The organism is Streptomyces jeddahensis (genome assembly GCF_001642995.1).
Classification (GTDB): Bacteria; Actinomycetota; Actinomycetes; order Streptomycetales; family Streptomycetaceae; genus Streptomyces; species Streptomyces jeddahensis.
Genome location: NZ_LOHS01000027.1, coordinates 31,108 through 43,752, shown reverse-complemented (window position 1 = coordinate 43,752; position 12,645 = coordinate 31,108). Strand labels below are relative to the sequence as shown.

Below are 12,645 nucleotides of genomic sequence, written 5' to 3'. Positions count from 1 at the left end.
AGGGGTGCGCAGTGGGCATGAAGCGCGTATGGCGACCTCCCCCACTGCCTCTGGCCCCGGTGGGCCTCTCGTCTTCCAGTCCGTGAAGCGGCGGCGGCACTGTGCGGAGTGCCGCGGTGGGCCGCTGTCGCTGCTCGTGCTCGAGGGCGGCGCGCCACGGTGCCTCGACTGTGCCGACCTCGGCCATCTGGTGTTCCTCCCGCGCGGCGACACCGCACTCACACGTCGGGCGCGGGAGGGCAGCGCGCTGTCCGCAGTCGTCGTCCGCTTCAACCGGCGGCAGGGGCGGTACGAGCGGCAGGGCGTCCTCGTCGAGGAGGACGCTCTCGCGCGGGCCGAGGAGCGGTGTCTGGCGGATGCCGAGGTCCGGGCACGACGCCGGGCCCGTGACGCGAAGCGGCGGGAGGCGGAGGACGTGCGCTTCACCGCGGAGTTCGCAGAGGCGATATGCCGCCTCTTTCCCGGTTGCCCACCGGACCGGGCACGGGCGATCGCCGCTCACGCCTCGGTGCGGGGCAGCGGCCGGGTCGGCCGCAGCGCCGCGGGCCGCGCTCTGTCAGAGACCGCGGTGACGGCGGCGGTCGCGGCGGCGATACGGCACCTGGACACGCCGTACGACGGTCTGCTGATGAGTGGCGTACCCAGGCAGGAGGCACGCCGCAGGATCGGACCGACGGTCGAGGCGACGCTCCGGACGTGGCGTGCGGGTACGGACACGAGCACGGGCCCGGACACTGACGCGGACACAGGCACTGCAACGGCTACGGGCACAGCCACGGATACGGGCCCTGCCGACGGACATGGGCACGGGCACGGGCACAGCGAGGAATGCGGGCACAGCCAGGAATGCGGGGACCAAGGCGTATGGGAGTTGACGTGATCGAGGGGCCTTACTTCTTCCTCGCTCTGCTGGGGGCACTCGCCTGCGGACTGGTGGCCGGGGTCTTCGTCGCCTTCTCCACCTTCGTGATGAAGGCGCTCGCCGCGCTCCCCGCCCCTCAGGGAATCGCCGCGATGAACGCGATAAACGTGACGGCGGTCGGCCCCGCCTTCATGGTCCTCTTCATAGGTGCGGCCGGGTTGTGTGCCGTGGTGGCCGTGGTGACCTTCGTGCTGTGGCCGGACGAGGGGAGGATCGAGCTGCTGCTGGGTTGCGTGCTGTATCTGGTCGGCTCGTTCGGGGTGACCGTCGCGGCGAACGTCCCACGGAACGAGGCGCTTGCCAAGCTCGATCCCGAGGCGCCGGAGAGTGCCGAGTACTGGCGTAGATATGTGGACGAATGGAGCATGTGGAACCACATACGCAGCGTCGCGTCGCTCGCTGCGACTGCCTCGTTCGTCCTGGCACTCACCGTCTGACCGCGGCCTCGACACATGGCGCGACGCACACCGCGACGCAAGGTGGCACCGCGACGTATGGTGGCGGGAAGACGCTGTCCCCCGTAGGCAAGGGAGACGGCCATGGCCGATCCCAAGGGTTTCCTCACCACCTCCCGCCAGGAATGGCCGCGGCGCCCGGTCGAGGAGCGCGTCCAGGACTGGGACGAGGTCTACGTCCCCGGCGCCCTGCTCCCGATCATCAGCCGGCAGGCCAACCGCTGCATGGACTGCGGCATACCGTTCTGCCATGACGCCTGTCCGCTGGGCAATCTGATCCCGGAGTGGAACGATCTGGTCTCGCGCGAGGACTGGCGAGCGGCGAGCGAGAGGCTGCACGCCACGAACAACTTTCCGGAGTTCACCGGGCGGCTCTGCCCCGCTCCCTGCGAGGCAGGCTGTGTGCTGGCGATCAATCAGCCGGCGGTCACGATCAAGAACGTGGAGGCGGCCATCGCGGACCGAGCCTGGGCCGACGGGCTGACACCGCCGCGCCCGCCGGACCGCCTGTCGGGCCGCACGGTCGCGGTCGTCGGCTCCGGCCCGGCCGGGCTCGCCGCGGCACAGCAGCTGACGCGGGTGGGGCACACCGTCGCGGTGTACGAGCGGGACGACCGTATCGGGGGGCTGATGCGGTACGGGATTCCGGCGTTCAAGATGGAGAAGGTCCATCTGGAGCGGCGGCTGGGGCAGATGGAGGCGGAGGGCACCAAGTTCCGGCCGGGCACGGCCATCGGTCGGGACATAGGGGCGGAGGAGCTGCGGGCGCGGTACGACGCGGTGGTGCTGGCTGTCGGCGCCACGGCATGGCGTGAACTGCCGGTGTCCGGCCGGGAGTTGACCGGAATACACCAGGCCATGGAGTATCTGCCGCTGGCCAACCGGGTGTGCGAGGGCGATCTCGACATCTCGCCCCTGTCCGCCAGGGGCAAGCATGTCGTGATCGTCGGCGGCGGCGACACCGGGGCGGACTGCCTGGGCACGGCGGTACGCGAAGGGGCGGCGTCCGTGACCCAGCTGGACATCTATCCGCAGCCGGCGACCGAGCGGACGGAGACGGACCCCTGGCCGACGTATCCGAAGATCTACCGGCTGTCGGCCGCGCACGAAGAGGCCAGGGATCTCGCCACCGCTCCCGCGGCGGACGCGGACGCACGCCTCTTCGCGGCGTCCACGCTCCGCTTCACGGGGGACGAGAGCGGGCATGTGCGCGCACTGCACCTCGTCGAGGTGGACGCGGCGCGCCGCCCCAGGCCCGGCACGGAGCGTACGCTCCCCGCCGATCTTGTCCTGCTCGCGCTCGGCTTCTCCGGGCCCGACCGAGGGGACGGGCTCATCGATCAGCTGGGGCTCGCCCTCGACGAGCGCGGCGTGATCGCTCGGGACGCGGGCTTCGCGACCAACGTCCCGGGCGTCTTCGCCGCCGGGGATGCCGCCCGCGGCCAGTCACTGATCGTCTGGGCGATCGCCGAGGGCCGCGCGGTGGCGGCGGCCGTCGACCGCCATCTGACGGGCTCGGACCGCCTCCCGGCCCCGATAGGTCCGTACGACATGCCGCTCCGCGCCTAGTGCCCCAACAGGCAACGTTCGCCCCGTCGCGACGCCCGGCACGCACTCTCGCCGCACCGGCCGAAAACCCGAGTAAACGAGGGCTTCCGGCCGGCACGCCGAGAGCACGCACCGGACGCCGCTCCTTGACGGGCAAACGTTGCCTGCCGGGGCACTAGTGCTCGCAATGTCCCCGGAGCGGCCGGTCGCCCGGCCCGAGTGCAGGCCGCCGAGTCCTCACCGCTGACTCCTCACCTCTTGCGCGCCACTCCCGCATACCCCGGAACGGCCCCGTCGTCCTGCCCCGGGACCGGGTCGCCGAGCTCCGGGTGCCAGACGGTCGGGACCACGACGCCGGGCTCCACGAGTTCCATGCCGTCGAAGAAGCGGACGACCTCGGCATGGCTGCACAGCGCCATGGTGAGCGACCGGGCCTTGTACATGTCACCGGCCTCCGATGCGGTGTCCGGCGTGAAGTCGGCCTGCGTCGGCCGAGGACGACTTGACCGACCGTCGGCGCGGACCGCGGCTCGCTCACGCTCCACCTCCGCCCGGTCACCAGCAGCCTGACGACAGTCCCCAGCACGACGACAGTCCGCAGCCCAACCGGGCCATCCCCTCGACCGACCGGGCCGTGCCCTGACCGACCGGGCCATCCCCTCGACCGGCTGTGTCAGCCACTCGAAACCACGCCAACTCGGCCTGCACGGTGGGCCGTTGCGAAGAGTCTGCCATGGCCCTTCACCAGGGCACACGGCACTCTGCACTTTTCAGAGTGGCTCTTGCCAAGTATTCGGGGCGGGGAGATAGTTGCGTACGTGACTACTTCCGCGCGGTTAGGAGCAGACGCCGCCGAGGCGCGCCCCGGCACGCCCGCCGAGACGTATGCCGAGGCGGCCGCCGGACGCCGGTTCAGCTTCGAACTGGCGGTGCATCCGCGCTCCGCGGGGCAGGCCCGACGGCTCACGCGCGCCCGGCTGACCGGCTGGTCCGTCGGCGAGGAAACCTGCGAGACGGCCGCCCTGGTCGTCTCCGAGCTGGTCACGAACGCACTGGTCCACACCGCGTCCCGGGTGATCGTGTGCGAGCTGCACGACGACGCGCGTCAACTCCGGATATCCGTACGCGACGAGGGATGTACGCCCGGTGAGCCGCACCCGTCTCCGCGGCGGCCCGAGGAGGAGCATGGGAGGGGACTGCTCCTCGTCGAAGCCGTGAGCAGCGCGTGGGGCGCGCAGGAAGCCGGATCCGGCCTGCTCGTGTGGGCCGACCTGCCGCGGGCGCGTGACGGTGCCCCCGAGACGGGGACCGGGGCGGACGGGGTCCGCGGCCACGGGACCGCATGGCGGTGACGAGGCCGCGGGCGCTGACCGCCGACACGCTGGCCGGCCTGGCGCGTCGGCGTCCGCTCTGTGTACCGCCGCTGCGGCTGGCTGTTCCCTCCGGAATGTCGGCGCCCCTGGGCTGCGACGCGGTGGCGGTGCCGGCGGTGTACGGGCGGCAGCTGCTGGCGCGGCTGCCGCGGGCGGGGGGCATCTACGGCGACGGAGCGCTCTGGTGGTGGCTCGTGCCGTCCGATTCCGACGTCGCGATGGAGTGGCCCGCTCCCGCGCACTATGCCGCGGGTGCGGTGGTTCCGGACGCCTGCGCCCGGCCGGGGCTGGTCCACCGCCCGGACGGTACGTCCGTGGCGTACACCCCGCCGATCCCGCTCTATCTCGCCGTGTGCCAGATCACGGGGACGAGGCCCGCCTGGTCGCGCCCGGTCACCGGTTAGCCGGTCACCTCACCGGTCAGCAAGTCCCCCACTGGTCAAGCGGTCAGCCGGTCGCGGCGGTTGACCGATGCGGCCAGGCGGCTAGTCCGAGGCCTCCCGCGGGCGCACGATCACCAGGAACGCATCCGACGCCAGATCCATGACGACCTCGGCGGGCTGCCCCTCCAGGCGGAGTGCGTTCGCGAACTCCTCTGCCGGCCAGGACCCTCGCGGGCCACCGGCCGGAAAGCGCTCCAGCACCACGCGTCCGTTCACCGCACTCTCCCGTTCTCGTGCCCGGCCCACACCTTCGAGGACCGTTCAGGAACTAGAACGCATCGCCAGCCTGTTCGGTCTGCGACGTGACGGTACTGAAACCTAGTTGAAACGCCAAATGTACCCCCGGTTCACTCTCGTACCGTGGCCCTCTCCTTACTCACTGTGTTCGGAGAGTGGGGCGGCCCGTTGCCTACGGTGTCGAGCGGCACACGGTCACGGCCTCGGGGTCAGGCCGTCGTGATCCAGGAGCGGGGCTCCGCCAGCTCCTTGCGCCGGGTGAGCTCGGCGAGGTCCGCGCACAGCGCGGCCAGGTGCCGGGCGTGCTGCTCGGGCACGCGGCCGGTGTCGTCGAGGTGCACGGCGCATGCCGTCGCGGTGTCCACGATCAGTTCGAGCATGGCCGCGACCTCCCCGGCACCGGCCGTGTGCCGGGCAAGTGTGGGCAGTTCGGCGGCGGAGACCTCGCTGGCGGCGCGGGCCTGGGCCAGCGCACGGTAGGCCGCGCGGCGCAGCGCCCAACGGGCCGCGCGGTCATCGGAGCCGCTCAGCACGTGGCCGAGGTAGGCGTCCGCGGCACGCATGGCTGCCGCCAGGCGGGTCCGCACGCCGCTGCCGCCGTGTCCGGGCAGTGGCAGATGCCCGACGATGAGCACGATCGCGCAGGCCAGCAGCGTCTCGCCGATCCGGCTCCAGGCCGCCTGCGGTTCGCCGGCGACCATGACGAGGCCGAGCACGAGCACGGTCACGACGGCGGTCTGCGCGGCGAAGTGCCGGGTGGCGACGGGGATCAGGGCACCGCTGAGGGCGACCAGGGCGACGAGCCCGTACGGCGAGGGCAGCAGCGCTGCGCAGGCGGCGAAGAGCGCGGCGCCCAGTACCGTGCCCAGGGCCCGGCACAGCACACGCGACACGAGCGGGCCGAGGTCGGGCTTGACCAGGAAGACGGCGGTGGCGGGCAGCCAGTACCAGTGCACGTGGTGCAGGGCCTGCGCGACGGCGGCGCTGGCGCCGAGGCAGAGGGCGACCCGCACGCCGTACTCGCGGCCCCCGGGTCCGAGGGCCCGGCGGGCGGCGGGCAGCAGCCGGCTCTTGCTCCGGGGAAGGTGTCCCGTCCCGCCGTCGAAGGCTTCGGCCGCGTGCAGCAGGGCGTCGTCGAGGGCGCGCAGCCCGGCGTCGTAGCGGGCGGGCGCGGGGAGCGGACCGGGCGCATCACCGCTGCGGACGGCGGCCGCGAGCCTGCGCGGGCCTTCCGAGGCCTGCGCGGAGAGGGTACGGCCTGCCCAGGCGAGGGCGGTCGCGGCCTCGGCGAGCGGCAGCGCGGCGAGATACTGCGCATGCAGCCGCCGCTCGGCCGAGGAGCTCGGCCTGGCCCGCAGACGGGGCCCCGACAGGGCGTCCTGCGCATGGTCGAGGGCGCCAGTGAGCGCGGCGCGGCGGGCGAGGGCGTCGGGCCCTCCGGCCGCGTCGAGCAGATCGGCGATGGCGGCGTAGACGTCCGCGACAGCCGTACGCTCGCCGTCGAACCGGAAGGACCCGGCGGCGCCCGGGGCCCCCGGCGACGGCAGCAGGAGGCGCAGCGCGATCAGCCAGCCCGCGCCGGCGAGATAGCACAGGGCGCGCTGCCAGCCGGGCTCGGGCAGGTGCATCCCGGCCCCGACCGCCGCGCCCACCAGCAGTTGCGTCCCGACCGCGGAGGCGACGGGCCCCACGGCGCTGACGGCACCCGCGACGAGTCCGAGCCCGGCGAGCCCCGCGATCAGCGCGACAGCGCCCGTCTGTCCATCGGCGCTCGCCGCGTACTCCTGGGCGTACGAACCGAGAAGCAGCCCACACGCCCCGGCGACGGCCGGCACACCCAGTCGCTGCACCGCGGAACGCCTGCTCCCCCGCCGGTCGTTGATCCCGGCCAGCATGGCCCCCAGCGCGGCGACGACACCGGCGGACGGCCGCCCCCACAGCACCGCCGCCAGCAGCAGGGGCCCGGCGGCCAGCGCGCCGCGGACGACGGCGCTCCAGGGCACGGGTCCGCGCTGGGCGCGCAGGGTGTGGGCCAGCCAGGGCGGTACGGCGGAGGAGATACGGGCGGGGACGTGCACGGGGCTCCTGTCGGGCGGGGGCGGGGTACGCCTTCGGACGACTTCGGCCTGGGCTGTCAGTGCGACGATAGGGGATAGTCTTGAAGGAATCGGGACGTGAACATTTCCGTCATGTGACAGCCTCTGACGGCTCGTTTCTGTTCCCGGATCCCGGTCTGTCCCGTATGTCGCAGGGCCGCAAGGTGGTCGGCCACGTGGTCGAGGAAGGTTTCGTCGGTCATCTCGTGGCGGGCGGGCGGATGGTCCCGACGGTCGGACTGCCGACCGACCGGGCCCGGAACGCCGTGCCGTGCTGCACGCCGCCGCTCATCCTGTCATGTGCGGCACCTCGCCGCTGCGCGGAGGGATCGGGCCCCAACTCAGCCAGGAGTACGCGCAGTTCGGTGGCTGCGGTCGGGTCCGACCGCAGGGTGCGGCGCAGCCGGTTGCGCCACTCCGCCTGTACGCCGGCCTCGGCGTCCTGGTCCTCTGCGCCCCGTGCCGCGACGAGTTCGGCCCGCGAGGCCTCGAGCTCACCCTTGACCACCGCCTCGTCGCCGCGGCGCCGCCGCGAGAAGAACGCGACCGCGCGGTCGCGTGCCTGCGCCCATCCGTCGGTCACCATCTGCTGCACGAGCGCCGTCGCCCCCGCCGCCGCCAGTGCACTCAACTCCGCGTCCACCGAGCCCCCTTTGTCGCTCGTCGCCGCTCCGGCCGGACGCTCCCACGGTATCCCGGCGACTCACGGCGCGTAGCCGACCGCCCACGCTCGGTGGCCCCGCAGGCGCACGTAACCCGAGGCCACGCGCCAACCGAATTCGCCGGGAGTCTCGGGCGCGTCCCCCTTCCGGCCGAGCGTCGCACCGGGGTCAGAACGTACCGAGGCCTCGCCGAGGACCGGGAGTTGTACGAGGCCATCGCGTCCGGCGACCCGGAGCGGGCCCGCGCGAGCGCGCTCGCGCACGTGCGGACCTACTACGGGTCGACGGTACGGCAGTTGTTCGGCGAGGCTGACGCCTGAAACAGCCGGGCGGGTTCCTCTCCGGTTCCCGCCCGGGGCTCGGTGGCTCAGGCCCTGTCGTCCGCGCCCTCCCGATACGCGGCCGCGTACTTGTCCGTGGCCGCCACCAGCGCTTCCTGAATGTCCGGCGCCCCGGCGTTGTGCCCGACGTCGTCCACGATCACCAACTCGCTGTCCGGCCAGGCGTGATGCAGCCGCCATACGATGCCCAGGAGGTTGCCGAAGTCGAGGCTGCCCTGGACGAGCGTGCCCGGGATGCCCTTGAGCAGCGGGGCGTCGCGGAGGACGACACCCTCGTCGTTGCCATCCCCGAGGAAGTGGTCGTTGCCGAAGTAGTGCGTGACGGTGCGGGCGAAGCCGGCGCGGAAGACGGGGTCCTCGTAACGCGGGATGGAGCGCGGCGGCGCGGGCGCCATCGCGGTCTCCCAGTCCGTCCAGGCGCGGGCGGCCCGCGCCCGCACCTCGGCGTCCGGCGACTCGAGGAGCCGGTTGTACGCGGCCGCGAGGTCGCCGTCGCGCTCGTCCTCGGGCACGTGATCGCGGAACCGGGCGAACGCCTCGGGGAAGATCTGCCCGAGACCGCGCGTCAGCAGCGCCACCTCGGGACTCGACCCCGTGGCCACACCCGTGAGGACCAGCTCCGACACGCTCCCCGGATGCGTCTGCGCGTACCGCAGACCGAGCACCGAGCCCCACGAAACGCCCCACACCAGCCACCGCTCGATGCCGAGACGACGGCGCAGCAGCTCCAAGTCGGCGATCAGATGAGCCGTCGTGTTGACGCTCATGTCGGTGTCGTACGCGCTCGCGTACGGAGTCGAACGGCCGCAACCCCGCTGGTCGAGAAGGACGACGCGGTACGCGGCAGGGTCGAAGAGGCGGCGGAAATACGGCGTGCAGCCGGAGCCCGGCCCGCCGTGCAGCACCACGGCGGGCTTGCCGCGCGGATTGCCGCACACCTCCCAGTACACGTGGTTGCCGTCACCGACGTCGAGCATGCCGTGGTCGTACGGATCTATGTCCGGGTAGAGGCCCATCCGGGCAATCTAGCCCGCATCACGACTGCGTCGCCTGCACATTCCTCATCCGCCCGTACGCGTACACGCAGCCCGCGAGCGCCAGGTCGGACAGCAGCATGAAGCCGACCGAGTACGAGTCCTTGGCGCTGTAGATGGCGCCCATGACCAGGGGCGGGACGAAGCCGCCGAGGCCGCCCATCGCGCCGACGATTCCGGTGACGGAGCCGACCTGCGGCTGCGGCGTGACCCTGGAGACGAGCGCGAAGACACTGCCGCTCGTGGTGCCGAGGCCGGCCGCCATCACGAGGAAGCAGAGCGTGCCGACCGGATAGAGGCCGGGGTCGAAGGACTGGACGATGGCGAACAGCGCGACGACACCGAGTGCGACGGAGGTGACGACCGCGGGGTGGATGCGGTCCGAGAGCCACCCGCCGATGGGCCGGAAGATGACGGTGACCAGCGCGAATCCGGCCGCCTTGGTACCGGCCTCGGTGGCGCTCAGGCCGTACCAGGTCTTCAGGTACGTCGGCAGGTATACGCCGAAGGCGACGATTCCGCCGAACCCGATCGCGTACAGCGCCGACAGCTCCCAGGTCACCCGCAGCCGGCCCGCCTGACCGAGCCGGGTGGCGAGCGAGGTGGACGGGACCGGCCGGCCGGGCCGGTCGGTGATGAGGAACGCGCCCAGCACGGCGAAGGCGGCGAGCGCGATCGCGACCACGATGAACGGCAGGTTCTCGCCCTGCTTGGCGATACGCGGCGTGAAGAATCCGGACAGCGCCACACCGCCCATGCCCATCCCGAACACACCGAGCGCGAAGCCCCGGTGGGCCGGCGGGAACCACGAGTTGACCAGCGGAACGCCGATCGCGAAGGTCGTGCCGCCGAGGCCGAGCAGAAAGCCGACGACGAGCATCGCCCCGTAACTGCCCCGGGCGGGAATGACCAGCAGCACCGGAATGATGGTGAGCGCCGTGACCAGCGGGAACATCAGTTTCGCGCCGTAGCGGTCGGTGAGCGCGCCCGCGGGGATGCGGCCCAGCGAGCCGACCAGGACCGGGATCGCGACGAGGAAGGACTGCTGGAAGGAGCTCAGGCCCAGACCTTCCTTGAACTCTCCGCTGAGCGGCGAGATCAGGTTCCAGGCCCAGAACGTGAGCCCGAACCCGATCGTGGCCATGATCAGATTCCGGTACGCGGCCGCCGAGGGAGCGGTCGCCGGGCCGCCCTCGGCGACCGCGGGGGCGGTCTTCGTGTCTTTCACGCCCCCACGCTAGGAACAGCCGCCCTGGGAAGCCCGATCTACTGCTCCATACGAGGAGGTCCCCCCGTCCGCTGCTCCATGGGCAACGGCCCCTGCGGACTCAAGCCCGCCGCGCGGGCTGCCGTCCCGAGCACGTCCCGCAGCATGCCGGGGGTGAGCCTCCCCGTGAACGTGTTGCGCTGGCTGACATGGAAGCAGCCGAAGACCTCGAGCGGTGGACCGCCGTCCGCGGCGGGCAGCGTCAGGCTCGCCCCGTGCGCGAAGGCCGGACGCGGCCGGGGCACCTCCCACCCGGCTGCTTCGAACGCGGGAAGCGCGGCGCCCCAGCCGAAGGCACCGAGGATGACAGCCGCGCGCAGATGCGGACGCAGCAGCTCCAGCTCCTGCACCAGCCAGGAGCGGCAGGTGTCGCGTTCTTCAGGCGTCGGCTTGTTCGCGGGGGGCGCGCAGTGCACGGGCGCGGTGACACGGACGCCCCGCAGGGCGAGGCCGTCGTCGCGCGAGACGGCGTCGGGCTGGGATGCGAGGCCCAGGTCGTGCAGCGCCGCGTACAGCACATCGCCCGAGCGGTCTCCGGTGAACATCCGTCCGGTACGGTTCCCGCCGTGCGCGGCCGGCGCCAGGCCGATGACCAGCAGCGACGCGGTGGGCGGGCCGAAGCCGGGTACCGGCCGGCCCCAGTACGTCCAGTCCGCGTAGGAAGCGCGCCTGGTCTCCGCGACCTGCTCGCGCCACGCGACCAGCCGTGGGCAGGCACGGCAGTCGACGAGGGCGGCGTCGAGCTCGGCTAGGGTGCGCACGCTTCCACCGTAAACGCGCGGCGTAAAAGGGGTCCGGGCCTGCCGTCCCGGGGCACTAAGGTCGAGACATGGCTGGTCGAGACATGGCTTCAGAGGCTCCAGGGGCCGCGGGCGGCACGGCGGGGGCCGCCGGTGAGGGCTCCGTGCGCGTCGACAGCTGGATCTGGTCCGTACGGCTGGTCAAGACCCGGTCGATGGGGGCCGCCGCTTGCCGCGGCGGGCATGTGCGGGTCAACGGCGAGCGCGTGAAGCCCGCTCACGGTGTGCGCGTCGGCGACGAGGTGCGGCTCCGGCACGATGGCCGGGAGCGGATCGTCGTGGTGAAGCGCATCATCCGCAAGCGCGTCGGCGCGCCGGTCGCCGTCGAGTGCTACGTCGACAACAGCCCGCCGCCTCCGCCGCGCGAGGCCGTCGCCCCGGCAGGCGTACGCGACCGGGGCACCGGCCGCCCGACCAAGCGCGACCGCCGCGAGATGGAGCGACTGCGCGGGCTGGGCCGCCCTGACGGACCGCCCGCCGGGCAGTAGGGCTGTCGGCCGGGCTGTAGGGCTGCCCGGCCGGCGCCGATGGAGCGCACAGGGCTGCTCACGCTCGCGCGCGTCGCCGGACGAGGCGCAGCAGCTCGGCGTTGTGCTGACGGCGCGCCCAGGCGATGAGAGCGAACGGCACGACCAGGATCACCGGCGTGGCCGCGTACTGGCCGTCGAAGACCACGACCTGCGTGATGAACGCCCCGATCATCAGTCCGACGAAGGCCACGGACGCCACCGACGACAGCACCGGAATCAGCAGGGCGATGGCCCCGGCGAGCTCCAGGGCGCCGATGGTGTACATGCCGCCGGCACCCCACCCGATCGTGTCGAAGGACTCGGCCGCCGACGGATGCGCGATCAGCTTGGGCAGAGCGCTCGCGAACGCGAAGAACAGGGCGAGCAGCACCTGAAGGACGAGCAGCGCGAGATGCAGGCGGCGGCCGCGCTGCCCGGCGGCGTCGCTCTCGGTGGCTCCGGCGGCGGGGGTGTCTGCGGCGGGGTTGGTGGTCTCGGACATCAGGGTCTCCTCGGTGAGCAGGCGCCGTTCGGCTGTCACCGAGAAAGACCGGCCCCGGACACCGAACTCATCGTTCCAGGACCGGATTCGCCCGCATTCCCTCGTCCCTGCCGCGTTCGCCGCACCCCCACATGGGTACTCCGGCGGCAGGGAGCAGTGATGACGATGCGTACAGGCAGTGAACCGGTGACCGCGCGCAGTCCCCTGCGGATGCGCTTCTGGCTCAGCGTCTGGGGCGTGATCGTCACGGTCGCGGGTACGGTGGCGTTCGCCCTGGCGGGACGTCCGGGATGGGCGGCGGCCTGCGCGGCTCTGTGGCTGATCACCATCATCGACATGGCGCTGATCCTCAAGCACTTGCGCGAGGGTCCGCACTACCAGCCGGGGCGCGACGTCCCGCCGTACCCGCCGCCCGGCGACCGCTGGTGATGCCGCCCGTTTCCCGCCCGTTCCCCG

The 12,645-nt window shown here is 72.5% G+C and carries 13 protein-coding genes and 3 pseudogenes; 8 read left to right on the top strand and 8 right to left on the bottom strand.

What is annotated here, in order from left to right:
• Positions 1–28: 28 nt before the first annotated feature.
• The 3 genes and pseudogenes from STSP_RS02685 to STSP_RS02675 form a co-directional block, all read left to right on the top strand.
• Positions 29–703, top strand: a pseudogene (locus tag STSP_RS02685) (DUF2293 domain-containing protein); the annotation flags it as partial.
• Positions 704–876: 173 nt separating this feature from the next.
• Positions 877–1,359, top strand: coding sequence for an anthrone oxygenase family protein (locus STSP_RS02680; protein ID WP_067271429.1), 483 nt, complete (start codon positions 877–879; stop codon positions 1,357–1,359).
• 102 nt (positions 1,360–1,461) lie between these two features.
• Entirely contained in the window at positions 1,462–2,946 is a 1,485-nt protein-coding gene (locus tag STSP_RS02675) for a glutamate synthase subunit beta (RefSeq protein ID WP_067271428.1), read from the top strand.
• Between the two features lie 230 nt (positions 2,947–3,176).
• On the opposite strand, the pseudogene STSP_RS39935 reads toward STSP_RS02675, so the two are convergent.
• Positions 3,177–3,407 (bottom strand): annotated as a pseudogene (locus tag STSP_RS39935) (SAM-dependent methyltransferase); the annotation flags it as partial.
• 336 nt (positions 3,408–3,743) lie between these two features.
• Between STSP_RS39935 and STSP_RS36555 the strand changes: the two are divergent.
• Together STSP_RS36555 and STSP_RS02660 are read left to right on the top strand one after the other, a co-directional pair.
• Positions 3,744–4,277: an ATP-binding protein gene (locus tag STSP_RS36555; protein ID WP_232789501.1), complete on the top strand. Its 534-nt coding sequence runs from the start codon at positions 3,744–3,746 to the stop codon at positions 4,275–4,277.
• Positions 4,268–4,702, top strand: a complete 435-nt coding sequence (locus tag STSP_RS02660) for a hypothetical protein (protein WP_067271425.1) — start codon at positions 4,268–4,270, stop codon at positions 4,700–4,702. The genes STSP_RS36555 and STSP_RS02660 overlap by 10 nt, the downstream gene beginning before the upstream one ends.
• An 81-nt stretch (positions 4,703–4,783) precedes the next feature.
• Here the strand turns inward: STSP_RS02660 and STSP_RS38150 are convergent, their stop codons facing one another.
• From STSP_RS38150 to STSP_RS02650, 3 genes are all read right to left on the bottom strand, one after another.
• A complete protein-coding gene (locus tag STSP_RS38150; protein ID WP_107441173.1) occupies positions 4,784–4,957 on the bottom strand; it encodes a hypothetical protein in 174 nt (57 codons plus the stop codon).
• A gap of 230 nt (positions 4,958–5,187) precedes the next feature.
• The gene (locus STSP_RS02655) at positions 5,188–7,056 is read right to left on the bottom strand and encodes an FUSC family protein (RefSeq protein ID WP_067271423.1); all 1,869 of its coding nucleotides are present in this window, start codon (positions 7,054–7,056) and stop codon (positions 5,188–5,190) included.
• Between the two features lie 217 nt (positions 7,057–7,273).
• Entirely contained in the window at positions 7,274–7,717 is a 444-nt protein-coding gene (locus STSP_RS02650) for a hypothetical protein (protein ID WP_067271422.1), read from the bottom strand.
• A gap of 204 nt (positions 7,718–7,921) precedes the next feature.
• Here STSP_RS02650 and STSP_RS36550 point away from each other — a divergent pair.
• A pseudogene (locus STSP_RS36550) lies at positions 7,922–8,056 on the top strand (GntR family transcriptional regulator); the annotation flags it as partial.
• A 47-nt stretch (positions 8,057–8,103) separates the two neighbouring features.
• Here STSP_RS36550 and pip read toward each other — a convergent pair.
• From pip to STSP_RS02635, 3 genes are all read right to left on the bottom strand, one after another.
• Complete coding sequence (gene pip, locus STSP_RS02645; RefSeq protein ID WP_067271420.1) at positions 8,104–9,093, bottom strand: prolyl aminopeptidase; 990 nt, start codon at positions 9,091–9,093, stop codon at positions 8,104–8,106.
• Between the two features lie 19 nt (positions 9,094–9,112).
• Entirely contained in the window at positions 9,113–10,255 is a 1,143-nt protein-coding gene (locus STSP_RS02640; protein ID WP_078066848.1) for an MFS transporter, read from the bottom strand.
• Between the two features lie 122 nt (positions 10,256–10,377).
• Positions 10,378–11,139, bottom strand: a complete 762-nt coding sequence (locus STSP_RS02635; RefSeq protein ID WP_067271415.1) for a uracil-DNA glycosylase — start codon at positions 11,137–11,139, stop codon at positions 10,378–10,380.
• A gap of 83 nt (positions 11,140–11,222) precedes the next feature.
• On the opposite strand from STSP_RS02635, the gene STSP_RS02630 reads away from it, so the two are divergent.
• A complete protein-coding gene (locus tag STSP_RS02630) occupies positions 11,223–11,666 on the top strand; it encodes an RNA-binding S4 domain-containing protein (protein WP_232789504.1) in 444 nt (147 codons plus the stop codon).
• A 58-nt stretch (positions 11,667–11,724) separates the two neighbouring features.
• Here STSP_RS02630 and STSP_RS02625 read toward each other — a convergent pair whose 3' ends face one another.
• Complete coding sequence (locus STSP_RS02625; protein WP_067271615.1) at positions 11,725–12,189, bottom strand: DoxX family protein; 465 nt, start codon at positions 12,187–12,189, stop codon at positions 11,725–11,727.
• Positions 12,190–12,354: 165 nt separating this feature from the next.
• On the opposite strand from STSP_RS02625, the gene STSP_RS02620 reads away from it, so the two are divergent.
• Positions 12,355–12,618, top strand: a complete 264-nt coding sequence (locus STSP_RS02620; protein WP_067271612.1) for a DUF6343 family protein — start codon at positions 12,355–12,357, stop codon at positions 12,616–12,618.
• The last annotated feature ends 27 nt before the right edge of the window (positions 12,619–12,645 follow it).